Raw genomic sequence first — 20,845 nt, 5'->3', positions numbered from 1 at the left:
CCGGGGTCCGGCACCGCGACGTCGTCCTCACCCGGCCAGATCGGCTGTCAGCCGGCCAGGTCGGCCGTCACCCGGGTGGGTGGCGGTGCGGCCGGCTGAAGGATCGGGCGGCCCGGCCACCACAGCCGCGGGCCGACGTCGATCGCTAGGGCCGGCACCAGCAGCGTGCGCACGACGAACGTGTCCAGCAGCACCCCGACCGCGACGATCACGCCCATCTGGATCGCCGCGACGAACGGCAGCACCACCAGCACGCCGAACGTCCCCGCCAGGACCAGCCCCGCGCTGGTGATCACGCCGCCGGTGGTGGTGAGCGCGGTGAGCATCCCGTCGCGGTTGCCGCGGGTCGCCACCTCCTCCCGTGCCCGGGTCATCAGGAAGATCGTGTAGTCGACGCCGAGGGTGACCAGGAACAGCCAGGCGTACAGCGGCATCCCCTGCACGATGTGCGGATGCCCGATCGCGGTGAAGATCAGGCCGGACAGGCCCATCGCCGCGACGTAGGAGACCGCCACGCTCGCCGCCAGCAGCAGCGGCGCCACCAGGGCCCGCAGCAGCAGGACCAGCACGACGAACACCACGAGCAGGATGAGCGGCATGACGACCAGGTTGTCGCGCTCCGAGGCCCGGCCGACGTCGACGAGCGTCGCGGTCTGCCCGCCCACGAGTGCGTCCGCGCCGGGCACCGCGTGCACCGCCGCCCGCAGCCGGTCGATCGTCGCCTCCGCCGCGTCGGAGTCCGGCGCGTCGGTCAGCGTCGCGGCGATGCGCACCCAGCGGCCGTCCGCGGAGCGGCCCGTGGCGCTCGCGTCCGCCACCCCGTCGACGTCCTTCGCCGCCGCCACCACGTCGTCCACGCCGGCCGCCGCCGCGACGATGACCGCCGGGGACGAGGCGCCGCCGGAGTAGTGCCGCTCGATGAGCTGCTGGCCGACGACCGAGCCGACCTCACCGGTGTACATCTGTGCCGTGTTCTGCCCCAGCCGCAGCCCGGACACGCCCAGCCCGAGCAGGACGAGCCCGACCGCGGTGGCCGTCCACAGCAGCCGCGGCCGGCGGCCGACGAGGTCCGCGACCCGGTGCCAGCCTGAGGTCCTGACCCGCACCGCGTCGCCGAAGCGGGGCACGAACGGCCAGAAGACCCACCGGCCCAGCAGCACCAGCAGCGCCGGCAGCAGCGTCGTCATCACCGCGAGGGACACGATGATGCCGCTCGCGGCGATCGGGCCGAAGCCGCGCATGTCATTCATCTGCGCGGCCAGCAGGCACAGCACCCCGATCGTCACCGTCGCCGCCGAGGCGAGGATCGCCGGGAACGACCTGCGCACCGCGACCGCCATCGCCGCCGTGCGGTCCTCGTGGCGGTGCAGCTCCTCCCGGTAACGGGCGATGAGCAGCAACGCGTAGTCGGTGCCGGCGCCGAAGACCAGCACCGTCATCATCGTCGTGATGTCCGGGGTCACCGTCACGTCCAGGTGCCGGCCCATGAGGTACACGATCGCGGAGGTGAACTGGCTGGCCGCGACCGCCGACAGCAGCGGGATGATCCACAGCACCGGGCTGCGGTACGTCAGCAGCAACAGCACCGCCACGATCCCGGCGGCCGCGAGGAACAGTGTGGTGTCGACCCCCTCGCCGATCTCGTCCATGTCGGCGAGCGCTCCGGCCTCGCCGGTGACCGCGGTGCGCAGCCCGGCAGGTGAGTCCGCGAGCACGGCCTTGACCTGCTGCACGGCCTCCTTGCCGGGGACCGGGAACGACAGCAGCAGCGCCTGCCCGTCCCGGCTCGCCGTCACCGGCCCGACCACGTGACCGGCCGCCTCGAACGCGGCCCGGTCAACCTCCACGGCGGCCCGGTCGGCGTCGGTGATCCCGCCGTCGCGGACGTAGACGACCACCGCCTCCGGCTCGTCCGCACCAGGGAACGCCTCCCGCTCCCGCAGCAGTTCGCGGGTCACCTCGGCGCTCTTGGGCAGCACCAGCGCCGGGTCGGTCGAGCTGACGTCGTTGAGCTTCCCGGCCAGCGGCAGGAGGAAGAACCCCGCCACGAGCCACAGAGCAAGGACCGCGACCGCCCGTCTCATTCGACGGTCCGCAGGATCGTCTCGATCGACGCGGTGCGGGTGCGCAGGTCCGCCACGTCGGTGGCGATGCGCTGCTGGGCGTCCATCGAGCTCTCCGCGAGCTTCTCGTAGCGGCTGACCAGCTGGCGCAGGTCCTCCTGCTGGATGCCGGTGACCTTGAGTTTGCGGTACTCCAGCCAGCTGGCGATGCTGAACCCGAACAGGAACAGCACGGCCAGCAGCAGCCCGAGGAAGGCCACGCTCTCCGGCCAGGTGATCACGTCTTCCGCGCTCAGATACATCAGGACCGCTCCTTGCGGGTGGGACCCTTGTCGGGGTTCGTGAGGGATTCGGCTGCCGCGGCGAGGGTCGCGGCGGTGAGGTGCAGGTCGAAGTCCGCGACCTCGTAGTACTTCATCGCCTTGCCGTCCTCCGAGAGCTCCAGGCTGCCGACGATCAGGCCGGCGGCCTCGAGCCGCTGGAGGTGCATGTGCAGCAGGGGTCGGCTGACGCCGATCTCCCGGGCGAGTCGGCTCACGTAGTCACGGCCGCCGGCAAGCTTCGCGACGATGCGCAGTCGCAGCGGGTTGGAGAGGGCCGCCAGCATCTCGACCAGGTCGTCGCCGGTGGGCGGACTCGCTGTCATGATGCTCCTTCACATGTAAGAATTTTCTTACACGTGAAACGTTAGCACCCGGGGTGCCTGGCGAGGAGTCAGGGCTTTCCCTGATTTCGCCTCAGGGCGCACGGCGATTCCGCCCGCGCGCTCATGGCGGGGCGGTGCTGGACGCCGCCGTTCGGCGGCGCGTTTGTCAGACCTTGACGGTCTGCTCGGTCAGGACGAGGGCCATGGCGCTCTCCGCGGCGCCGATCGCCGGGCCGGACGAGCCGAGCGCGGCGGGCAGCACCGGCGGCAGGTCGTCGCGGCGCCACGCCATCGCCCCGCGGCGGACCCCGGCGTGCAGGGCCGGGCCGGCCACGGACAACAGCTCGGCGCCCAGGCCGCCGAGGGTGACCACGGCCGGGTCGACGGCGTTGAGCAGGGCCCCGACCCCGCGCCCGAGGGCCGTCGCGGTGGCCTGGCAGGCCGCGGCCGCGTCCGGGTCCCCGGACCGGGCGGCGGCGATGGTCCGCTCCGCATATGCCCTGGGATCCGCCGGGGCGCGCCGACCCGCGTGCCGGGCCATCGCCCGGCCGTCGACCTCCAGGTCCCAGCAGCCCCACGCACCGCACGGGCAGTGCCGGGCAGGATCGCCGAACGGCAGGTGGCCGAACTCGCCACCGGCGCCGGCCGCGCCGAGGACCGGCCGCCCGTCGACGATGAGCACCCCGCCGACGCCGACCTCGACCGTCAGGTGCAGCGCCACGCTCGCGTCGCGGGCCGCGCCGCGCCGCGCCTCGGCGACCCCGGCCAGGGACGCGTCGTTGCCGACGGCGAGCGGCAGGTCGGTCAGGGTGCGCAGGTCCACCCCGCGCCAGCGCAGGTTCGTCGCCTCGACCAGGGTGTGCCCGTGCACGGTGCCGGGAATCGCCACGGCAACCGCGCGGAGGCGGGGGCCGTGCAGGGCGGCGAGCGCGTCTCGTATCGACGGAAGCACCGTCTCGGCGGGCAACCCCAGGTGCCGGTGGGCGGCCGCGGGGGCGAGCGTGCCACCGATCGCCGCGGTCGTCACCGTCCAGGTCGCGTGGCTGATGTCGACCACGGCGACGAGCGGACCCTCGGGGTGGGGGACGAGCGCCGTCGTCGGCCGGCCGCGGCCACCGGTCTGCGGGGCCGGTGCCTCCGCGAGCAGTCGCGCCTGCCGCAGCCGGCTCATGATGTCGGCCGCCGAGCCGCTGCTGAGCCCCAGCCGCGCCGCCGCCTCGGCCCGGGTGATCCCCGGGAACCGGTGCGCGCACCGCAACATCGCGAGCGTCCCCTGCACCCGCAGCGTCTCCGCGCGATGGTCCATGTGCGTATAATATCCTCGCGGAACGAGTTTAAAAGGAGGCGGCCATGTCGGTGTTGGGCGTGCTGGCCGGAATCCTGACGACGGGGTGCTGGCTGCCCCAACTCGTCCGGTCGTGGCGGACCAGGTCCGTCGGCGACATCTCGTGGGTGTACCTGCTGGCGCTGGCTGCCGGTGTCGTTCTCTGGGTGGTGTATGGCGCCGCCCAGGGCGACCTGCCGATCGTGCTCACCAACGCGGCGACCGGCGCGGCCCTGATCACCCTCACGGTCATGAAGGCCCGCTACCGGCGTCTGGAGGAGAACCCGGCATGATTCCTGTGAAGGCCGTGCTGCTCGACATGGACGGCACCCTCGTCGACTCCGATGCCGCCGTCGAGCGCGCCTGGCACCGCTGGGCCACCGAGCACGACGTCCCGGTTTCCGTCCTGGCCCCGATCCTGCACGGCAACCCGGCCGCCACGACGATCCGCGTGGTCCGCCCCGACCTGCCCGACGCCGCCGTTGCCGTCGCCGCGCAGCGCAACCTGGAGTTGCAGTACGACGACCTGTCCGACGTGGTGGCCACGCCCGGCGCGGCGCGGCTGCTGCGGACGCTGGACGAGCTGGGGCTGCCGTGGGCGGTGGTGACCAGCGCCGACCGCCGCCTCGCCACGGTCCGCCTCGCCGCCGCCGGACTGCCCGCCCGCCACCTCGTCACGGTCGAGGACACCCCGCGGGGCAAGCCCGACCCGGCGCCGTACCTGGCGGGGGCGGCGCTGCTCGGCGTCGACCCGAAGGACTGCCTCGTGGTGGAGGACGCCCAGCCCGGCATCGACGCCGGCCATGCCGCGGGGATGCGGGTCGCGGCACTGCGGGGCCTGTCCGGTGACGTGCCGATCCGCGACCTGAACGACCTCGCCGACCAACTCATCCCGTAACGAGCCGAAGGCTCCCCGGCGCGTCGGCAGCGTGGAGTGCCAGCGTCGAAACAGCGATCTCCCGCCCGACCGTTGGTTGCGGTCCAGCTGCGCCCCGGCCAGTGGGTGCGGCCTCAGCCGTCCTTCCGGCCCGTTGGTTGCGCGGCCTAGTCGTCCTCCCGGCATGAGGTCGCGCCGCCCCCGGCGTCAGCCCGGCTCGCGGACCGGGCCGGAGCGCAGCAACCGCATCGTCGGCACGGCGCTTGCCACGACCGCGAGCAGCAGGCACAGCGCCACCGCCCCGCTCACGACGTCCCACGGCACGATCAGGTCGACCGGCGCGCCGACCTGCTCGCTGAGCCCCGCCCGGATGCTCAGCAGCGCCCCGAGGGCGACGCCGCCGCCGAGCACCGCTCCGATCAGCACGACCAGCGCCGACTCCGCGGTCACGAGCCGCAGCACCTGCCTGCGGGTCGCCCCGGCCAGCCGCACCGCTCGCAGGTCCACGGCCCGGCCCACGGCAGCCATGAGCAGCGTGTTGGCGACCGCGATCGCCCCGTACCCGGCGGACACCGCGATCAGCAGCACCGTGAACAGCCACACCAGCCGGTCCTCCGCCGCGTCCTGCTCCGCCGCCCACGTGCCGACGTCGACGACCCGCGCGCCTGATCCGGCCGGCGCCTCGACGCGGTCGCGGACGAACACCGCCGACGTCAGCGCCGACGGGTCATGGGCACGGACGGCGGCACGCGGCAGGATCATGTCCCCGGGCACCGACCCGTCGGCGATCACGGCGACGACCCGCAGCGGCACCGCCGTCCCGTCGGCGAACGTCACCGTGTACACCGCGGGATACCCCGCCGGACCCCCGCCGGGCCCTTCCGCCGCAGCTGCCCCCTCGGACGCAGTTGCGGACGCCGCAGGTGCCCCCTCGGGCGCTGTCGTGGACGCCGCAGGTGCCCCCTCGGGCGCTGTCGTGGACGCCGCAGGTGCCCCCTCGGGCGCTGTCGTGGACGCCACCGCAGCCCTGGCCTCGGAGCGGGTCAGCACGACGGTGTCCTCGCCGCGCAGGTCGGTGACCGCGCCGCTCAGCACCTCCAGGCGCCGGTTCACCGCGACGAACACCGCCGGCTCCACGCCGATCGCGACCCGCGCCCGCGGCTTGCCCCCGGACGCCGCGGGCGTGAACACCGTCGTCGGCAGGATCGCCGCACCCGGCACCGCCGCGGCCGCCGCGTCGGACAGGCCGGGCGCCCGATCCGGGGCGACGACCCAGCCGGCGTCGACCCGCGCGGACCGGCCTGCCGCGTAGGCGCCGGTCGACGTGCGGACCATGCCCGACACCAGCGCCGCGAACGCGACCGTCAACAACACCGGCGCGGCCGTCGACGCGGTGCGCCGCGCGGCGGTCATAGCGCTGCCCCGCACCAGCATGCCGATCGCGCCGCCCTGCGACGGCAACGGCGAGCGCAGCAGCAGGGCCAGCGGGCGGACGACCGCGGGTGCGAGGACCGTGACACCGGTGACGAGGGCCATGGCGCTGTACAGCGCGAACGTCGCGGAATCCTGCGCGCTGCCCGACGTCGCCGTCCCCACGGCGAGCGCGACGCCGGCCGTGACCAGCAGCAGCCCGGCGATCAAGCGGGCCCGCCCCATCGGCCGCTGCTCGACCGCCGCCTCCCGCAACGCCTCGACGGGACGCACCCGGGCCGCGCGGCGGGCCGCCGACCACGCCCCGAGCAGCGCGACGAGCGGACCGGCGGTGAGCGCCACGACGAACGGCCACAGCACGAACCGCACCGTGAACGTCGCCGGCTCGAACCCGGCGTCGACGAGCGCCCAGCCCAGCGGCGTTGCGCAGGCCGCACCCACCAGCGATCCGACGACCGCGCCGGCGGCACCGACCGCGAGGGCCTCGCCCTGCACCATGCGCCGGATCTGGCGCGGGGTGGCGCCGACGGCGCGCAGCAGCCCGAACTCCCGCCGCCGCTGCGCGACCGCGAAAGCGAACGTCGACGCGACCACGAACACGGTGACGAACCCGGCGAGGGCCGCGACGGCGGTCAGCACCTGCATGCCGATCCAGCGGGTGCGGGCGTCATCGCGCGGCTCCAGTGCCGCCCGGTCGGCGCCGGTCAGCACCCGGCCGGTGGTGCCGGTGACCGCACGGGCCCCGGCGGCGACGGCGGCCCGGTCCGCGCCCGGGTGCAGCACCAGGCCGATCGTCTCGACACCCGGGGCGAGGGACGCGGCGACCTGGTCCGAGACATGGAAGCCGGGCGCGTCGACGGTCCCGCTCACCGTGTACGGCGCGGGCCCCGCAGCGGTCAGCAACGTGACCGGGTCGCCGGGCGACAGGCCGAGCCCCCGGTCGACGACAACCTCACCGGCGCGGACCGGTGCGGCGCCCGCGGTCAGGCGCAGCCCGCCGAGCCGGGCGCTGGACCAGCCGTGCCCTTCGCGGGCGTCCTGCCGGTCGCCGTCGGCGGAATACGGACGGCCGCCGACGATCGCCTGCGCGTAGAACGTGCGGTCCGGCACCGCGGCCGCGACCCCGGGCAGCGCGGAGAGCCGCCCGGCGAGGGCCGTCGCCGCGTCCGACGACCACGGCACCGGCGCCGTGAACGGATCGGCCGGCGATGTCGCCTCGGGGCTGCGGACGATGACGGCCGCGTCCGCCAGCCGATCCGGCCCGAGCGGCCGTCCCGACGCGAACAGTAACGTGGCGGCGGTGACCAGCGCGATCCCGACCGCGACCGCGACGAACGCACCCGTGAACCGCCGCACCGTCCGCACGAGCGAACCGCCGGCGCCGGCACGGCCCGGACCGCGGCGCCGGGCGCTCAGCACGCCGGCCCCGCAACGCCGGCCTCGACCGCGGCGGTCCGGGCGGCGACAGTCTCGGCGGTGATCACGCCGTCGAGCTCGTCGACGATGCGGCCGTCGGCGAGGATCACCACCCGGTCCGCCCAGGCCGCGGCGACCGGGTCGTGCGTCACCATCACCACCGTCTGTGCATGCTCGTCCACGAGGGCTCGCAGCAGCCCCAGCACCTGCCGGGACGTGGCGCTGTCCAGGGCGCCGGTCGGCTCGTCGGCGAACACGACGGCCGGCCGGCTGATCAGCGCCCGGGCGAGCGCGACCCGCTGCTGCTCGCCCCCGGACAGCTCGCTCGGCCGGTGGTCGGCCCGGTCGCCGAGCCCGACCGCGGTGAGCGCCGCCGCCACGTCGTCGTCGGCCGGTCGCCGCCCCGCCAGGCGCTGCGGCAGTGCCACGTTCTGCGCGGCGGTGAGTGTCGAGACCAGGTTGAACGCCTGGAACACGAAGCCGATCCGGTCGCGTCGCAGCCGGGTCAGCGCATCCTCGTCCAGGTCGTCGAGCCGGGTGCCGTCGACCGTCACCGTGCCCGCGGCGGGCCGGTCCAGACCCGCCGCGCAGTGCAGCAGTGTCGACTTGCCGGACCCGGACGGCCCCATCACCGCCGTGAACGTCGCCCGGTCGAACCCGACCGTCACCCCCGCCAGGGCTGTCACTTGCCGGGTGCCGGCGCCGTACACGGCCCGGACGTCGTCGAGAAGCACCGTCGGTGTCGTCATGACCCCAGACACTGCTCCTGGTCGCAGGCCGGGCGCGTCAGACCCAGGTCGCTCGCTTGGGTCCTCCTTGAGGTGTACGTCCAGCGCCCCGAACCCGATTCGTCGTTCTCAAGGATGACCCGGCGGGGCCGACCTAAGTAGGACGCGGTGCCATCGGACCTGCGACTAGCGTCGACCGCGTGACCGAACTGCTGCTGACCCGACGACTCCGACCGGTGGACCTCTACGCGGTCGACGCCGTCCTCGCCCTCGTGGCCGGGGCGGCGCTGTGCGCCTACGCGGCGCTGGAGTCACCGCTGGACGGCAGCGTCGTCGAACCGGTGTGGGTGTCGGTGCTGACCGGCGCGGTCATCGGGCTGCCGGTCGCGGTGCGGCGCCGCTTCCCCGTCGGGGTCGCGGTCACGGTCAGCCTCGCCACCACGGTCGCGCTGGCCACCGCCGTGATCCCCAACTATGCGGCCGCCGGGCCGTCGGTGTCGCTCGCTCTCGCCTTCTACACCCTGGCGGTCGCGACCCCGCTGCGATGGTCGCTGCCCACCGCGGCCGCCTGCCTGGCCGCGGTCGTGTCCGCCCTCGCCGTGACCGGCGGGGATCTGTGGACCGCGACCGGCGCCGTGGCGTATGGGATGCTCATGACCGGGCCCGGCTGGCTGATCGGCTGGACGGTCCGTGAGCGGCGGGCCCTGGCCGCGCGGCAGAGCGAGCAGTCGACCCGGCAGGCGGTCGCCGAGGAGCGGTTACGGATCGCCCGGGAGCTGCACGACATCGTCGCCCACACGATGAGCCTCATCGTGGTGAAGGCCGCCGTCGGCAACCACGTCGCCGAGGCGAGCCCGCAGGAGGCCCGCGACGCGCTGCGGGTGATCGAGGCGACCGGACGCGGCGCGCTGCTGGAGATGCGGCGGGCGCTGGGCATGCTGCGCGACGACACGCCCTACGCACCGGCGCCGGGTCTCGCCGACCTGGAAGCCCTCGCCGGTCAGTCGTCCTATGGGGAGGTGGACGTGCACCTGGAGGTCGGCGGGCCGGTGCCGCGGGAGGCGGTGCCGGAGTCGGTGGGCCTGGCGGTGTACCGCATCGTCCAGGAAGCGCTGACCAACGTGGTGAAGCACGCCGCGCCGGCAACCTGCCGCGTGACGGTCACGATCGGGCCCGCCGACGTGCGGGTCGACGTCACCGACGACGGCCGCCGGTCCGCCCGCGCGCCGGGCACCGGCCACGGGCTGATCGGGATGCGGGAGCGGGTCGCGTCGCACGGCGGCGACTTCACGGCCGGGCCCCGCGACGGCGGTGGGTTCGCCGTGTCGGCCCGCCTGCCGTGCGCGCCGATCGAGGTCACCGCATGACCGGCCTCCAGACCGGCACCGTTGCGGGCGACGGCGGGCGTGGCTGGGTGGTCGCGTGATCCGGGTGCTGATCGCCGACGACCAGGCGTTGCTGCGGGGCAGCTTCCGGGTGCTGGTCGACCTGAGCGAGGACTGCACGACCGTTGCCGAGGCGGGCAACGGCGTCGAGGCGGTTGCGCTTGCCGGCGTGCATCGGCCCGATGTCGTGTTGATGGACGTCCGCATGCCGCTGATGGACGGGATCGAGGCCACCCGTCGCATCTGCGCGGACCCGGCGACGGCGGCCACGCGGGTGTTGATCCTGACCACGTTCGACCTCGATGAGTACGTCTACGGGGCGTTGCGCGCCGGGGCGAGCGGGTTCCTGCTCAAGGACACCCCGCCGGCGGAGCTGCTCACCGCCGTCCGGGTCGTCGCCGCAGGGGACGGGCTGCTCGCCCCGTCGGTGACGCGGCGGCTGATCGGCGAGTTCGCGCGGCGGCCCGCGGCGGCGGCGCCGCTGCATCGGCGGCTCGACGGGATCACCGGACGGGAGCGGGAGGTCCTGACGCTGATCGCGCGGGGGTCGTCCAATGTGGAGATCGCCGGGCAGCTGAATTTGAGCCTTGCCACCGTCAAGACGCACGTCAGCCGGCTGCTGGCGAAGCTGGAGGTGAGGGACCGCGCGCAGCTGGTCATCGTCGCGTACGAGACGGGCCTCGTGACCGTCGCTTAGCCGGACGAACGGGCCTCGTGAAGGTCGCCCGGCAGACGGCGGCCGTGCGTTGCCGGCCTCGAACGTGCCCTTCCACAGGCCGGCACGGGCGTACGGGCACGGCGTTGTCCGGGACGGAGGTAAGGGCGTGCCGGCACGGAGGTACGGGCACGGCGCGGTGCGGCACGGACGTGAGGGGCGTGCCGGCACGGGCGTACGAGCACGGCCCTGTCCGGGACGGAGGTAGGGCGTGCTGGCACGGAGGTACGGGCGCGGCGCGGTGCGGCACGGACGTGAGGGGCAGGCCGGCACGGGCGTAAGGGCCGGGTGGACTACGGCACTGCGGTGAAGAACTCGTAGGCGATGCCGTCCGGGTCGAGGATGTAGACGCCGCGGCCGCCGCCGAGGTGGTTGATCTGGTGGTCGACCAGGCGCGGCGCCGAGCCCCACTGCAGGCCGGACTGTGCGGCGAACGCGAGCGCGGCGTCGAAGACACCGTCGTCGACGAGGAACGCGTAGTGGCCCGGTCGCGCGCCGGAGCGGTCGTCGAAGTCGAGGGTGAGGTCGGCGTTGACCTGTACCGGCGTGAAGGGACCGGCCGGAGCGCCCACTTCGAGGCCGAGCAGCCCGGCGAGCAGCCGCGCACCACGGTGGCGGTCGCCGACCGGGACGATGGTGTGGTTGAGGACGATCACGGTGAGGTCCCTTCGGAGGCGGCGAGTCGCACGAGATAGGCGGCGAAGCGGCGGGCGTCGCGGGCCGGCCAGTCCGCGACCATGCGCGCGAACGTCTGCTCCTGCCACGCCCGCGCGGCGGCGAGCAGATCTGAGCCGGCCGGGGTAAGGTCCAGGTCGGTGCGCCGCGCATCCTGCGCCGACACCGTCTTCGTGACGAGGCCCGCGGCGACCGAGGCGGCGAGCATCCGGCTGGCGTTGGACCGGTCCAGCCCGAGCTCCACCGCGACCGCGCCGATCTGTGCGGGCCGGCCGGAGGCGTCGATCGCCTCCAGGACCTGGATGTGCGCGACCTCTCCGCCTTCGTCCTGGGTGATCCCCGCCGCCCATCGTCGCGACCAGAACCGCACCAGCCGGAACAGCGCCGGCCCGCCACCCAACTCCGTGTGCATCGCACAGATATTACGTGCGAATCGCACGCATCAGCAACCCGCGAGGACCGCGGAGGCAACCGCGAGGACCGCAGAGGCAACCGCGAGGACCGCAGACGCAACCCTGAGAGGACTGCAGCGCATGAGACCCACGTGGAAGGACCTGCCCGCCGAGGTCCGCCGTGCCGTCGAGGAGCTCATCGGCGGACCCGTCGTCCATGCGGAGAACTGCCCCGGCGGCTTCTCGCCCGGCTTCGCCTCGCGGCTCACCCGCGCCGACGGCGAGCGCCGCTTCGTGAAGGCGATCGACGCCGGCACGTGGCCGCACGAGGTCGACGCCTACCGGACCGAGGCGAACGTCGGCGCCGCGCTGCCGGAGAGCGTGCCGGCGCCGCGTTGGCTGGGTGGGCACGACGACGGCCGCTGGTGCGTGCTCGCCTTCGAGGACGTCGATGGTGCCGCCCCGGGCCCGACGCCCGCCGACATCCGGCGGGTCGTGGAGGCCGCCGCGAACCTGGCGATCCCGTCGCCCATCAGACTGCCGGCCGAGCATCCCCGCCTCGGCGGCTGGGCCGACCTCGCCGCGGACCCGGCCCGCGTGGCCGGGCTGCGGCGGCACGCGCCGTGGGCGGCCGAGGACCTGCCGCGCCTCGTCGAGCTGGAGCGCGACGGCATCGAAGCCGCCCGCGGGAACTCACTGGTGCACGGCGACCTGTACCCCCACAACATCCTGCTGACCGCGCAACGGGTGGTGTTCGTCGACTGGCCGCACGCCCGCCTCGGCGCACCGGTCATCGACCTGGTCACGTTCCTGTCCAGCGTCGCCGCCGCCGGAGTCGACCCCGAGCCGTACGTGCCCACCGACGGCGCCGTCACCGAGGTCCTGGCCGCCCACGCGGGTTTCCTGCTCGCCGGTGGGCTGGCGGCCGGCGCAACGCCGATCATCGAAGCCAAGCTCCACCTCGGCCGCGGCGCCCTCGCCTGGCTCGAGACCCGGTTGTAAGTTTCACCCGGTGCCACCAGGTCGCAACGCTGCGCGATGCCCGGACGCGCCGCGTCGGAGTCGCGTCACTCTACGCTGCCGTGCATGTTCACACGGGTACTGGTGATGCTGGCGCTCGTGCCGGCGGCGGTGGTCATGGCCGAGCCGGCGCAGGCGCACACCCGGCCGACCAACGGGTTCTCGCGGCAGGGCCCCTGGAACACCAAGCTGCCACGGCACGTGCCCCTCGCGGCCAACTCCGCCGCCGTCGTGGAGAACATCCGCCTCGACAAGGTGAACAACTACGGCTCGTGGGCGGTGAACACCGACGAGTACTCCACCCCCATCTTCACCGTCGGCCGGAACACCCCGACGCAGCGGTGGACGTTCTCGGACTGTCTCAACCTGCCGGAGCTGGCGCCCGTGATCGCGGACAGCCTCGCCGCCGTGCCGACCCCGGCGGACCTGATCGTGTCGAAGGGCACCGACGCCCAGATCACCATCTACCAGCCGGCGACCGACACGTACTGGGACTTCTGGCGCGCCGAGAAGGACGCCGCCGGGCACTGGTCGGCGTGCTGGGGCGGGAAGATCGAGCACTACTCCCGCAACCCCGGCATCTTCACCAACCCGCTCGGCGCGACCGCGACCGGCCTGCCGATGGGCGCGTTCACCATCCGCATCGACGAACTGCGCCGGGGCCGGATCGACCACGCGGTCAACATCGCCACCGTCCGCACCCGCAAGGACTGCAACTCGTGGCCGGCGACCCGCAACGACGGCAACACCGAGGGCGCCGACATCGCCTGCGAGGGCCAGCGCTTCCGGCTCGACCCGGCGTTCGACGTCAGCGTGCTGCGCAGCCCGGCCGCCCGCACGATCGCCCGGGCCATGCAGGAGTACGGCCTGATCATGACCGACAAGGCCGGCGCGCTCGTCACCTACGCCGAGGACCCGCGCCCGTACATGGCGGCGAACGGCGGCGTCGACCCGTACTTCGCGCTCATGGACCCCGACGACATCGTGCCCGACGGCGTCGAGAAGTACCTCATCCTCGGCGAGATCCCGGTCGAGCGGCTGCAGGCCCTCCCGTACGACTACGCCCGCCCCTGCTGAAACCTCAGTTCAGGAACGCCCGCCCCGCCTGCCGCTCGCGTTCGGCGGTCAGGAACGTCGCGAACTCGGCCCGCTGCTCGTCGGTCATCGCGTCCTTCGGGATCGTGAACGACTGCGCCCGGCCGGCCATCAGGTACCAGGCCTCCGGGGTCTCGACGATGTTGTCGATGCCGGCCCACCGGAACCGGGACTCGGCGAGGGGGTAGACGACGGTCAGCCACTCCTCGGTGATCGTCATCTGGAAGCCGTCCTTGATGACCCGCGACTGCATGCTCACCGCGCGGGCGGCCGTGAACGGCCCGAGGGCGGTCATGAACAGCACGCCGAGGACGGTGAACAGGGCGCCGAACAGCACCGAGTCACTGAACGCGAGCAGGAACAGGCCCAACGCGACGATGACCCCGCCCAGGACGCGCACAATCCGGATCTGCGGCCGCATCACGAGCGTGATCGTGCGGCGCAGCCGGGCCTCGTCGTACGGCACCCACATGCTGATCTGCATCGGCGCATGCTACGGGGTACCCGGCGAACAGCGGTAGCTGGACCTCCAGCGCGGTTGAGGTCATACGATCACCAGCATGGCCGTCATCAAGGGGGATCGCAGGACCTTCCACCAGCTGCTGATCAACACGCTGCTGGTGTCGGTCGTCAACTACACGGTCTGGTTCGCGATCACGTTCTACGTGTACCTGGAGACCCGCTCCGTGTTCGCGACCGGCGTCGTGTCGGGCATCTTCCTGGTGATGACGGCCGTGACCGGGATCTGGTTCGGCAGCCTCGTCGACCACCACTCGAAGACCACGATGATGCAGGTGTCCGCGATCGCGTCGTTCCTGCTGTACGCGGCCGCGTTCGGCGTCTACCAGATCACGCCGCGGGAGGAGTTCACGGATCCGGCGAGCGTGCCGCTGTGGGCGCTGATCGTGCTGCTCATGTTCGGCGTCATCGTCGGCAACATCCGCACCATCGCGCTGCCGACCCTGGTCACCGTCCTCATCGAGGAGGAGACCAGGGACAAGGCCAACGGCCTGGTCGGCACGACCTCGGGGGTGTCGTTCCTGGTCACGTCGGTGATCAGCGGCTTCCTCGTGGCCATCGGCGGCATGTTCTGGGTCCTGGTCATGGCCCTCGCCGTGCTGGCGGCCGCCGTGGTGCACCTGTCGTTCGTCCGCGTGGTCCCCGCCGCCGTCCAGGCCGCGGCGTCGTCCGGGGACGAACCCCCGAAGCGCAACGTCGATCTTCGAGGCACGATCGGTGTGGTACGGGAGGTGCCGGGCCTGACGGCACTCATCCTGTTCTCCACGTTCAACAACTTCCTCGGCGGCGTGTACATGGCGCTCATGGACGCCTACGGGTTGTCCCTGGTCAGCGTGCAGACGTGGGGTCTGCTGTGGGGCGCGCTCAGCGCCGGCCTCATCGTCGGTGGCCTGTGCGTCGCCCGCACCGGCCTGAGCAGCAACCCCGTCCGGCTGCTCCTCCTCGTCAACGTCGTGCTGTGGACCGTCACCGTGCTGTTCCCGCTGCGCTCCTCGATCGTCCTGCTCGGCGCCGGCATGCTCATCTACATGGTGCTGGTGCCCTACGCCGAGGCCGCCGAGCAGACCATTCTGCAGAAGGTCGTGCCGTACGAGCGGCAGGGCCGCGTGTTCGGTTTCGCGCAGAGCGTCGAGCAGGCCGCGTCGCCGCTGACCGCGTTCCTGATCGCGCCGATCGCCCAGTTCGTCTTCATCCCGTTCATGACCGACGGCGCGGGCGCCCGCGCGATCGGCGGCTGGTTCGGCACCGGCGCCGACCGCGGCCTGGCACTCGTCTTCGTGCTCACCGGCGTCATCGGCCTGGTCGCCAGCGTGCTCGCGCTGCGCAGCGGCCCGTACCGCCGCCTCAGCCACCATTTCAGGACCGCCGCGGCCCCGAAAGCCGCCGCTGAAACCGCCGACGAAGACGCCGACGTGGCCGGGCCGCGGTAGGGCGGTGCGGGTAAATCCGTTGCCTGGCAACGACTCCGGTGCTGCACTGGGGGCCGGAGGTGGACGGTGCATCGTCGTCAGCGGCCGGCGGGCGCCGGTCATGTCGGGGACCGCGTGAAGCTGCACCGCAGGGCGGTGTGGTGTGACGGGCGCGAGTTCACCGTCATCACGCTGCGGCCGGACACCGACTGCCGGTTCAGCACCAACTTCTACCACGACACGTGGCACATCCTCAGCGACTGGCGCGGGGCGCGGTTGCTGGGCAGGCTGCTGTGGGGACTGGCGTACCAGCGCCGCCCCGGCACCCTGGTCCTCATCGACCGGCCGCACCTCGGCCCGAACCCGTTCGACGGCCGGCCGGGCGACCCGATCGTGCTCGTGCCGTCGGACCTCACCGCGCTGAGCGTGCGGGCGGCGCAGGCGCTGCGGCGCCGGCTGCCGCTGCGGGGCGCGCCGGACGGCACCGTCCGGTGGCAGACCCATGGGCTCGATCCCGTTGTGGCGCAACGGGTTCCGTGGGACGAGCGGCCGCCCGGCGTCCAGCGCGCGCCGATCGTGCCGGTGCGGGGGCCGCAGCCGAAGATCGACCGGGTGGGCGGGCTGCTGATGTTCGCCGCGTCGGCGCACGATCTGCGCAGCTACGCGCCGGATGTCCACGAGCTGGGCCGGTATGCGTTCCGCGGCATGGACTACACCGAGGTCGAGTCCCCGGACGGTGAGGTGCAGGTCTTCAACGACTTCCGGCACCGGGTGTCCGCCGCCACCGCCGCTCGGCGGGAGCTGCGGGCCGAGGGCGTCACCGGGGCCGGGCCGGGCTTCGACGAACTGGTCTGGGACCGGGGGACCGACGTCCGCCGCCGGGCGCTGCGCCCGATCGCGGCCGGGACCGGCTGAGACCGGGGGCTTGACGGCCGGTACCAGACTCGGACCATGCCCGATGAGGAGGCGCCCGACAAGGAGGCGCCCGACGAGACGCCCGAGGACAAGGCGCCCGAGGACAAGGCGCCCGATGCGCCGCGGAAGCGCTGGTGGCGGCGCAAGCTCGTGCGCCGCCTCGCGATCCTCGCCGTGGCTGGCGTGCTCGGCGTGGTCCTGCTGGTCGCCGGCAGCGTGATCTGGGTGCGCTCGGGCGCCGACGGTCACCTCTACACCGAGCAGGCGGTGCCCGCGGCGCCGGTCGCGCTCGTCCTCGGCGCGCAGGTGTACGAGGGAGGCACGCCGTCGCCGTTCCTGGAGGCCCGCCTGGACCTGGCCCGCCGGCTCCTGGAAACCGGCAAGGTGAAGGTGCTGCTGGTCTCCGGCGACAACATGCACCACGACTACGACGAGCCGACCGCGATGCGCGCCTGGCTGATGGACCACGGCGTGCCCGACCGCAGGATCGTGCGGGACTACGCCGGCTTCGACACGTACGACTCGTGCGCGCGCGCCAAGCGCATCTTCGGGGTCAGCAAGGTGATCGTGGTGACGCAGTCGTACCACATCGCCCGCGCCGTCATGCTCTGCCGCCGGATCGGCCTGGACGCGACCGGGGTCGGCGACGACAGCGTCAGCCGGTTCAAGGGCCCGTGGCGCAGCAACGCCCGGCGCGAGTACCCCGCCTGCGTCAAGGTCGTCTACGACGTCGTGTCCGGCCGGGACCCGGTCTACCTCGGCAAGCACGAGACCGGCGTCGAGGACGCCCTGCGCGACGGCTGAACTTCGCACTCAACCTGTGCCGGCCCCGCCCCCGTCGGATGGGTGGAAGGCGACAGGGAGGAGCCCGGATGCGCAGCGACAGCGAAGCCGACTACACGACGTACGTGTCGGCGCGGCTGACAGCGCTCCATCGCGCCGCATACCTGCTGTGCGGCGGTGACCAGGACCGAGCCGACGACGTCGTGCAGGTCACCATCACGAAGTTGTACCGGAGCTGGGGCAGGGCCAGCCGGGCCGACAACGTCGACGCGTACGTGCACCGGATGCTCGTGCGCACGTTCATCGACGAGAAGCGGCGGTTCTGGTCGCGGGTGCTGCTGCTGCCCCGCGGCGAGGACGGACCGGCGGGGGTCGAGGAGCCGTACACGGCGGTCGACGACCGGGGTCTCGTGGTCGCGGCGCTGCGGCAACTGCCACCGCGGCAGCGGGCGGTGCTGGTGCTGCGGTTCCTGCTCGACCGGCCGGTCGAGGAGGTCGCCGAGGCGCTCGGCTGCTCCGTGGGCACCGTCAAGAGCCAGTCCTCCAGGGGCCTCGCCGTGCTGCGGACCGAGCTCCTTCAGCACGTCGATTACCCCAAGACGATTGGAATGCGTTGACATGAACGAGGACGAGCACCTCCGTGACCTGATGCTGGCCGTCGACGTGCCACCGACGACCGCGGACATCGGGCTGGCCATCGCGACCGGGCGCCGGCAGGCCCGGCGCGGCACCGCCCTCGCCGGCGCGGCGACCGTCCTGGTCGTCGCCGGCGGCACCGCGGTCGTGTCCGGCGTCGCGTCACCCGGCGGCGACCGCGGGGTGCAGGCCGAGCGGCCGCCGCGGGTGCCGTACGCCGCCTGTACCGTCGAGACCATCCAGGCAATGGGTCCGGCCGGGATGATCGCCGTGGACCCCGCCGGGCGGACCGTCGTCGGCACGGTCGGCGGCACCGCAGTCCGCTTCGAGGGCGGCCGTGCCGTGCCCTATGCCGGCGCGACCGGGCAGGTCATCGCCGTCAACGACGCCGGGCTCATCATCGGGTACGACGACGTCGACCAGGCGAGCCACCAGCTGGCGTGGCAGTACCGGGACGGCACGAAGACGACGCTGGCGAAGCTCGCCGGGTACCCGTACACGTTCCCGACGGCGGTGAACGCCCGGGGTGACGTGGTCGGCGCCGCGATGGGCGACGCCGGCGACGACACCGTGCCGGTCCTGTGGCCGGCGGACCGGCCCGGCACCGTGCAGGCCCTGTCCATGCCGGCCGGGTTCGGTGAGGTCGGCACCGGCGGCTCGCAGGCGGTCGGGGTGGCCGACGACGGCACCGTGGTCGGCGTCGTCCGCGGCGCGGCCACCCGCTGGTCCCCGGGCGGGGCGGCAAGCCTGCTGGCACCGCCGCCGGGGCACGAGCGCGGCGCCGCGACGGCGCTGCGGGGCTTCCACGCGTACGGCTACGCCTACGTCACCGGCCAGAACCGCAACGTGGCGGTGCGCTGGGACGTGCGGACCGGCGCGGTGACGATCCTCGCCGGCGCGCCGGACGACCCCACCGACGGCACCGTCGACGGCGCGGCGATCACCACCGGCGGCGACTACAACCAGCCGACAAGGATCACCGCGGACGGCGCCGTGGAGCTGCTCCCGCTGCCCCCGGGCCTGCTGCTGCCGCCCGACGGCCCGGGCGCCTCGGCCACGTCGATCAGCGATGACGGCCGGATCATCACTGGTGCGACGGGGTCCACTGACCGGCGGCTGCTGATCTGGCACTGCTGAGCCCGGCGCCGGTCAGGGGGTCGTACCGGTGCTCCACGGTCGCGCCGCCGCTCTCGATGCGCAGGATGCCGTCGCGGACGAGGTCGTCGGTGGTGATGATGCGCCAGCTCGCGCCGCCCCGCAGGACCTCGACCGGGCCGGTGTAGTCGCCGGTCGCCGAGATGATGCTGTACGCCGGGCCGTACGGCGGGATCACGTCGAGCCCGCCGTCGGCCCGGATGACCGTGGTCAGGACGAGGGTGCCGGCGCCGTCGCGGATCGGCGCCGGTTGACCCGCGGAGAACCTGGACCGGCCCTGCCCGGTGACGTCCTGGCCGTTGTAGAACGTGCGGCCCCGCTCGTCGACCCAGAAGTGCGGCACCGTCGCCGGGGTGGCCCGGGTCGTCGGGCCGGGGTAGTACGACAGGTGCCAGTGCGGCGGGTTGTCCTGGTGCAGCATGTTGTTCGTCTCGAAGCCCTCCAGGGCGAAGAAGTGCCCGCGCCGGCGCGCCTCGGCGGCGGCCCCCGAGTCGCGCAGGATGGCGTCGCAGGCCGCCAGGTAGGACACCACGGCGTGCACCTCGCCGGCCGGCCAGGCCCGGGTCGCCCAGTAACCGGCCGCGCGGTCCGGGTGGTTGTGGGCGGCGAGCCAGAGGATCCCGCTGCCGGCGTCGGACAGCCGGCTCCACACCTGGATCGTCGGGGACTCCGCGTCCGGCGAGGCACCCGTGACCGGCAGGTCGACCGCGACCGTGCCCGCGGCGCCGTCCGGATCGGTCAGCGGCAGCCGGCGGTCACCGGCGATCACGGCCCGGACCGCCTGCCCGGGCCAGCGCACGAGCACCGGGACGGCGGCGCTCACCGGCCCCTGCACGAACGCGGTGAACTCGGCGCGGCTGGCCACCTCGTACCGCGGCCCGGGCAGCAGCGAGTAGCCGGCCGGCACGGTGATCTCGGGCCGCTCCGGCGTCCCGGCCGCGGCCCGGACGATCCGGATCGCCGCGTACGCCGGCCCGGTCGCGTCCGTGGCGTCCGCTGCGTGGGCCTTCGCCACCGGCCGGCCGCCCGCGAGCGTCAGAGCGCCGGCGGCGAGGCCGAGCAGGACGGTTCGACGGGTGCGCATCAGGCGTCCTCACTCGGTCCCGACCCGATGATCATCGGCCTGGTGAGCGTATCCCGGTGGCGGGCCCGACGGCGGCGGATCCGCTCACCCGAGGGTGGTGCCGCCCTCGCGGTCCTGTGCCGAGAGCACGGCGTGCGGACCCAGCCCGAGCAGCGCGGCGGTCGTGGGGCAGGAGGTGGAGGCGCACTCGCGCGGGTGCGCCAGGTAGGTCGCGTAGTCGATCGGCACGACGGTGACGGCGAGCGGCCGCAGCGGGCTACGGGCCCAGTACCGCTCGGTGCCGGCGACCCGTTTCAGGGCCCGCTCGAGGCTGGGCGTGAACTGGGTGAGGTCGTGGCACACCAGCACCGGCCCGTAGCCGGGCCAGTCGAGGCGCACCGCGAAGCCGTCCCCGCGGGCAGGGCGCCGCAGCAGCGCGCGGACGATGTCGGTGAGGCGTTCGAGTGGCATCGGCACCAACCTTCCCAAGCACCAGCGACCTACACCCGCGTAGGTTGTTCGAACATATGTTCGAACAACCTACCATGTCGTCGTTCAGCGGTCAGTGATGAGGACTCATGCATCGGGGATGATGCGG

The 20,845-nt window shown here is 73.5% G+C and carries 22 protein-coding genes; 11 read left to right on the top strand and 11 right to left on the bottom strand.

Translation table 11 applies throughout. The annotated features are described in order from the left end of the window. Positions 1 to 47 precede the first annotated feature (47 nt). From ACFPIJ_RS40110 to ACFPIJ_RS40095, 4 genes are all read right to left on the bottom strand, one after another. Positions 48 to 2,084: an MMPL family transporter gene (locus ACFPIJ_RS40110; protein ID WP_380123483.1), complete on the bottom strand. Its 2,037-nt coding sequence runs from the start codon at positions 2,082 to 2,084 to the stop codon at positions 48 to 50. Next, positions 2,081 to 2,365, bottom strand: coding sequence for a hypothetical protein (locus tag ACFPIJ_RS40105; protein ID WP_380123481.1), 285 nt, complete (start codon positions 2,363 to 2,365; stop codon positions 2,081 to 2,083). Before ACFPIJ_RS40105 ends, ACFPIJ_RS40110 begins: the two co-directional genes overlap by 4 nt. Further along, positions 2,365 to 2,709 carry an ArsR/SmtB family transcription factor gene (locus ACFPIJ_RS40100; RefSeq protein WP_380123480.1) on the bottom strand — a complete coding sequence of 115 codons (345 nt, stop codon included), beginning with the start codon at positions 2,707 to 2,709 and terminating at the stop codon, positions 2,365 to 2,367. Before ACFPIJ_RS40100 ends, ACFPIJ_RS40105 begins: the two co-directional genes overlap by 1 nt. 166 nt (positions 2,710 to 2,875) lie before the next feature. Continuing rightward, entirely contained in the window at positions 2,876 to 4,015 is a 1,140-nt protein-coding gene (locus tag ACFPIJ_RS40095) for an ROK family protein (protein WP_380123478.1), read from the bottom strand. Between the two features lie 44 nt (positions 4,016 to 4,059). Between ACFPIJ_RS40095 and ACFPIJ_RS40090 the strand changes: the two genes are divergently transcribed. Both ACFPIJ_RS40090 and ACFPIJ_RS40085 read left to right on the top strand, forming a co-directional pair. Further along, positions 4,060 to 4,326: a SemiSWEET family sugar transporter gene (locus tag ACFPIJ_RS40090; protein ID WP_380123476.1), complete on the top strand. Its 267-nt coding sequence runs from the start codon at positions 4,060 to 4,062 to the stop codon at positions 4,324 to 4,326. Beyond that, positions 4,323 to 4,931, top strand: coding sequence for an HAD-IA family hydrolase (locus tag ACFPIJ_RS40085; protein WP_380123474.1), 609 nt, complete (start codon positions 4,323 to 4,325; stop codon positions 4,929 to 4,931). The genes ACFPIJ_RS40090 and ACFPIJ_RS40085 overlap by 4 nt, the downstream gene beginning before the upstream one ends. A 186-nt stretch (positions 4,932 to 5,117) precedes the next feature. Here the strand turns inward: ACFPIJ_RS40085 and ACFPIJ_RS40080 are convergent, their stop codons facing one another. Beyond that, positions 5,118 to 7,706 carry an ABC transporter permease gene (locus ACFPIJ_RS40080; protein WP_380123472.1) on the bottom strand — a complete coding sequence of 863 codons (2,589 nt, stop codon included), beginning with the start codon at positions 7,704 to 7,706 and terminating at the stop codon, positions 5,118 to 5,120. 47 nt (positions 7,707 to 7,753) lie between these two features. Continuing rightward, positions 7,754 to 8,506 carry an ABC transporter ATP-binding protein gene (locus ACFPIJ_RS40075; RefSeq protein ID WP_380123471.1) on the bottom strand — a complete coding sequence of 251 codons (753 nt, stop codon included), beginning with the start codon at positions 8,504 to 8,506 and terminating at the stop codon, positions 7,754 to 7,756. A gap of 179 nt (positions 8,507 to 8,685) precedes the next feature. On the opposite strand from ACFPIJ_RS40075, the gene ACFPIJ_RS40070 reads away from it, so the two are divergent. Together ACFPIJ_RS40070 and ACFPIJ_RS40065 are read left to right on the top strand one after the other, a co-directional pair. Further along, entirely contained in the window at positions 8,686 to 9,852 is a 1,167-nt protein-coding gene (locus tag ACFPIJ_RS40070; protein WP_380123469.1) for a sensor histidine kinase, read from the top strand. Positions 9,853 to 9,907: 55 nt separating this feature from the next. Beyond that, complete coding sequence (locus ACFPIJ_RS40065) at positions 9,908 to 10,567, top strand: response regulator (RefSeq protein ID WP_380123467.1); 660 nt, start codon at positions 9,908 to 9,910, stop codon at positions 10,565 to 10,567. A gap of 311 nt (positions 10,568 to 10,878) precedes the next feature. On the opposite strand, the gene ACFPIJ_RS40060 is transcribed toward ACFPIJ_RS40065, so the two are convergent. Next, the gene (locus ACFPIJ_RS40060; RefSeq protein ID WP_380123465.1) at positions 10,879 to 11,241 is read right to left on the bottom strand and encodes a VOC family protein; all 363 of its coding nucleotides are present in this window, start codon (positions 11,239 to 11,241) and stop codon (positions 10,879 to 10,881) included. Continuing rightward, positions 11,238 to 11,672 carry a MarR family winged helix-turn-helix transcriptional regulator gene (locus ACFPIJ_RS40055; protein WP_380123463.1) on the bottom strand — a complete coding sequence of 145 codons (435 nt, stop codon included), beginning with the start codon at positions 11,670 to 11,672 and terminating at the stop codon, positions 11,238 to 11,240. The genes ACFPIJ_RS40060 and ACFPIJ_RS40055 overlap by 4 nt, the downstream gene beginning before the upstream one ends. Before the next feature lie 121 nt (positions 11,673 to 11,793). Here ACFPIJ_RS40055 and ACFPIJ_RS40050 point away from each other — a divergent pair, with 121 nt between their 5' ends. Both ACFPIJ_RS40050 and ACFPIJ_RS40045 read left to right on the top strand, forming a co-directional pair. Further along, positions 11,794 to 12,654, top strand: a complete 861-nt coding sequence (locus ACFPIJ_RS40050) for a phosphotransferase (RefSeq protein WP_380123461.1) — start codon at positions 11,794 to 11,796, stop codon at positions 12,652 to 12,654. 84 nt (positions 12,655 to 12,738) lie between these two features. Continuing rightward, positions 12,739 to 13,749, top strand: coding sequence for a hypothetical protein (locus tag ACFPIJ_RS40045; protein ID WP_380123459.1), 1,011 nt, complete (start codon positions 12,739 to 12,741; stop codon positions 13,747 to 13,749). A gap of 4 nt (positions 13,750 to 13,753) precedes the next feature. Here ACFPIJ_RS40045 and ACFPIJ_RS40040 read toward each other — a convergent pair whose 3' ends face one another. Then, positions 13,754 to 14,251, bottom strand: coding sequence for a YcxB family protein (locus ACFPIJ_RS40040; RefSeq protein WP_380123458.1), 498 nt, complete (start codon positions 14,249 to 14,251; stop codon positions 13,754 to 13,756). Positions 14,252 to 14,327: 76 nt separating this feature from the next. Here ACFPIJ_RS40040 and ACFPIJ_RS40035 point away from each other — a divergent pair, with 76 nt between their 5' ends. The 5 genes from ACFPIJ_RS40035 (at position 14,328) to ACFPIJ_RS40015 (ending at position 19,166) form a co-directional block, all read left to right on the top strand. Beyond that, the gene (locus ACFPIJ_RS40035; protein WP_380123456.1) at positions 14,328 to 15,716 is read left to right on the top strand and encodes an MFS transporter; all 1,389 of its coding nucleotides are present in this window, start codon (positions 14,328 to 14,330) and stop codon (positions 15,714 to 15,716) included. Positions 15,717 to 15,782: 66 nt separating this feature from the next. Continuing rightward, positions 15,783 to 16,610, top strand: a complete 828-nt coding sequence (locus ACFPIJ_RS40030) for a hypothetical protein (RefSeq protein ID WP_380123454.1) — start codon at positions 15,783 to 15,785, stop codon at positions 16,608 to 16,610. Positions 16,611 to 16,646: 36 nt separating this feature from the next. Further along, positions 16,647 to 17,414 (top strand): SanA/YdcF family protein, encoded by a 768-nt coding sequence (locus ACFPIJ_RS40025; protein WP_380123452.1) that lies wholly within the window; start codon positions 16,647 to 16,649, stop codon positions 17,412 to 17,414. A gap of 68 nt (positions 17,415 to 17,482) precedes the next feature. After that, entirely contained in the window at positions 17,483 to 18,010 is a 528-nt protein-coding gene (locus ACFPIJ_RS40020) for a SigE family RNA polymerase sigma factor (RefSeq protein ID WP_380123450.1), read from the top strand. A 1-nt stretch (position 18,011) separates the two neighbouring features. Beyond that, a complete protein-coding gene (locus tag ACFPIJ_RS40015) occupies positions 18,012 to 19,166 on the top strand; it encodes a hypothetical protein (protein WP_380123449.1) in 1,155 nt (384 codons plus the stop codon). On the opposite strand, the gene ACFPIJ_RS40010 is transcribed toward ACFPIJ_RS40015, so the two are convergent. Both ACFPIJ_RS40010 and ACFPIJ_RS40005 read right to left on the bottom strand, forming a co-directional pair. Beyond that, a complete protein-coding gene (locus ACFPIJ_RS40010) occupies positions 19,114 to 20,268 on the bottom strand; it encodes a hypothetical protein (protein ID WP_380123447.1) in 1,155 nt (384 codons plus the stop codon). The genes ACFPIJ_RS40015 and ACFPIJ_RS40010 overlap by 53 nt on opposite strands. Before the next feature lie 84 nt (positions 20,269 to 20,352). Then, complete coding sequence (locus ACFPIJ_RS40005; protein ID WP_380123445.1) at positions 20,353 to 20,718, bottom strand: hypothetical protein; 366 nt, start codon at positions 20,716 to 20,718, stop codon at positions 20,353 to 20,355. Positions 20,719 to 20,845 lie beyond the last annotated feature (127 nt).

Origin of the sequence: Dactylosporangium cerinum (assembly GCF_042653625.1) — a bacterium.
Classification (GTDB): Bacteria; Actinomycetota; Actinomycetes; order Mycobacteriales; family Micromonosporaceae; genus Dactylosporangium; species Dactylosporangium cerinum.
The sequence above is the reverse complement of the archived record's forward strand: the minus strand, read 5'-3'. Positions and strand labels throughout refer to the sequence as shown.

Coding starts and splice junctions, on each gene's coding strand:
- ACFPIJ_RS40110 (WP_380123483.1), bottom strand. CDS start 2,084: ATGAGACGGGCGGTCGCGGTCCTTGCTCTGTGGCTCGTGGCGGGGTTC.
- ACFPIJ_RS40105 (WP_380123481.1), bottom strand. CDS start 2,365: ATGTATCTGAGCGCGGAAGACGTGATCACCTGGCCGGAGAGCGTGGCC.
- ACFPIJ_RS40100 (WP_380123480.1), bottom strand. CDS start 2,709: ATGACAGCGAGTCCGCCCACCGGCGACGACCTGGTCGAGATGCTGGCG.
- ACFPIJ_RS40095 (WP_380123478.1), bottom strand. CDS start 4,015: ATGGACCATCGCGCGGAGACGCTGCGGGTGCAGGGGACGCTCGCGATG.
- ACFPIJ_RS40090 (WP_380123476.1), top strand. CDS start 4,060: ATGTCGGTGTTGGGCGTGCTGGCCGGAATCCTGACGACGGGGTGCTGG.
- ACFPIJ_RS40085 (WP_380123474.1), top strand. CDS start 4,323: ATGATTCCTGTGAAGGCCGTGCTGCTCGACATGGACGGCACCCTCGTC.
- ACFPIJ_RS40075 (WP_380123471.1), bottom strand. CDS start 8,506: ATGACGACACCGACGGTGCTTCTCGACGACGTCCGGGCCGTGTACGGC.
- ACFPIJ_RS40055 (WP_380123463.1), bottom strand. CDS start 11,672: ATGCACACGGAGTTGGGTGGCGGGCCGGCGCTGTTCCGGCTGGTGCGG.
- ACFPIJ_RS40050 (WP_380123461.1), top strand. CDS start 11,794: ATGAGACCCACGTGGAAGGACCTGCCCGCCGAGGTCCGCCGTGCCGTC.
- ACFPIJ_RS40045 (WP_380123459.1), top strand. CDS start 12,739: ATGTTCACACGGGTACTGGTGATGCTGGCGCTCGTGCCGGCGGCGGTG.
- ACFPIJ_RS40040 (WP_380123458.1), bottom strand. CDS start 14,251: ATGCAGATCAGCATGTGGGTGCCGTACGACGAGGCCCGGCTGCGCCGC.
- ACFPIJ_RS40035 (WP_380123456.1), top strand. CDS start 14,328: ATGGCCGTCATCAAGGGGGATCGCAGGACCTTCCACCAGCTGCTGATC.
- ACFPIJ_RS40025 (WP_380123452.1), top strand. CDS start 16,647: ATGCCCGATGAGGAGGCGCCCGACAAGGAGGCGCCCGACGAGACGCCC.
- ACFPIJ_RS40020 (WP_380123450.1), top strand. CDS start 17,483: ATGCGCAGCGACAGCGAAGCCGACTACACGACGTACGTGTCGGCGCGG.
- ACFPIJ_RS40015 (WP_380123449.1), top strand. CDS start 18,012: ATGAACGAGGACGAGCACCTCCGTGACCTGATGCTGGCCGTCGACGTG.
- ACFPIJ_RS40010 (WP_380123447.1), bottom strand. CDS start 20,268: ATGCGCACCCGTCGAACCGTCCTGCTCGGCCTCGCCGCCGGCGCTCTG.
- ACFPIJ_RS40005 (WP_380123445.1), bottom strand. CDS start 20,718: ATGCCACTCGAACGCCTCACCGACATCGTCCGCGCGCTGCTGCGGCGC.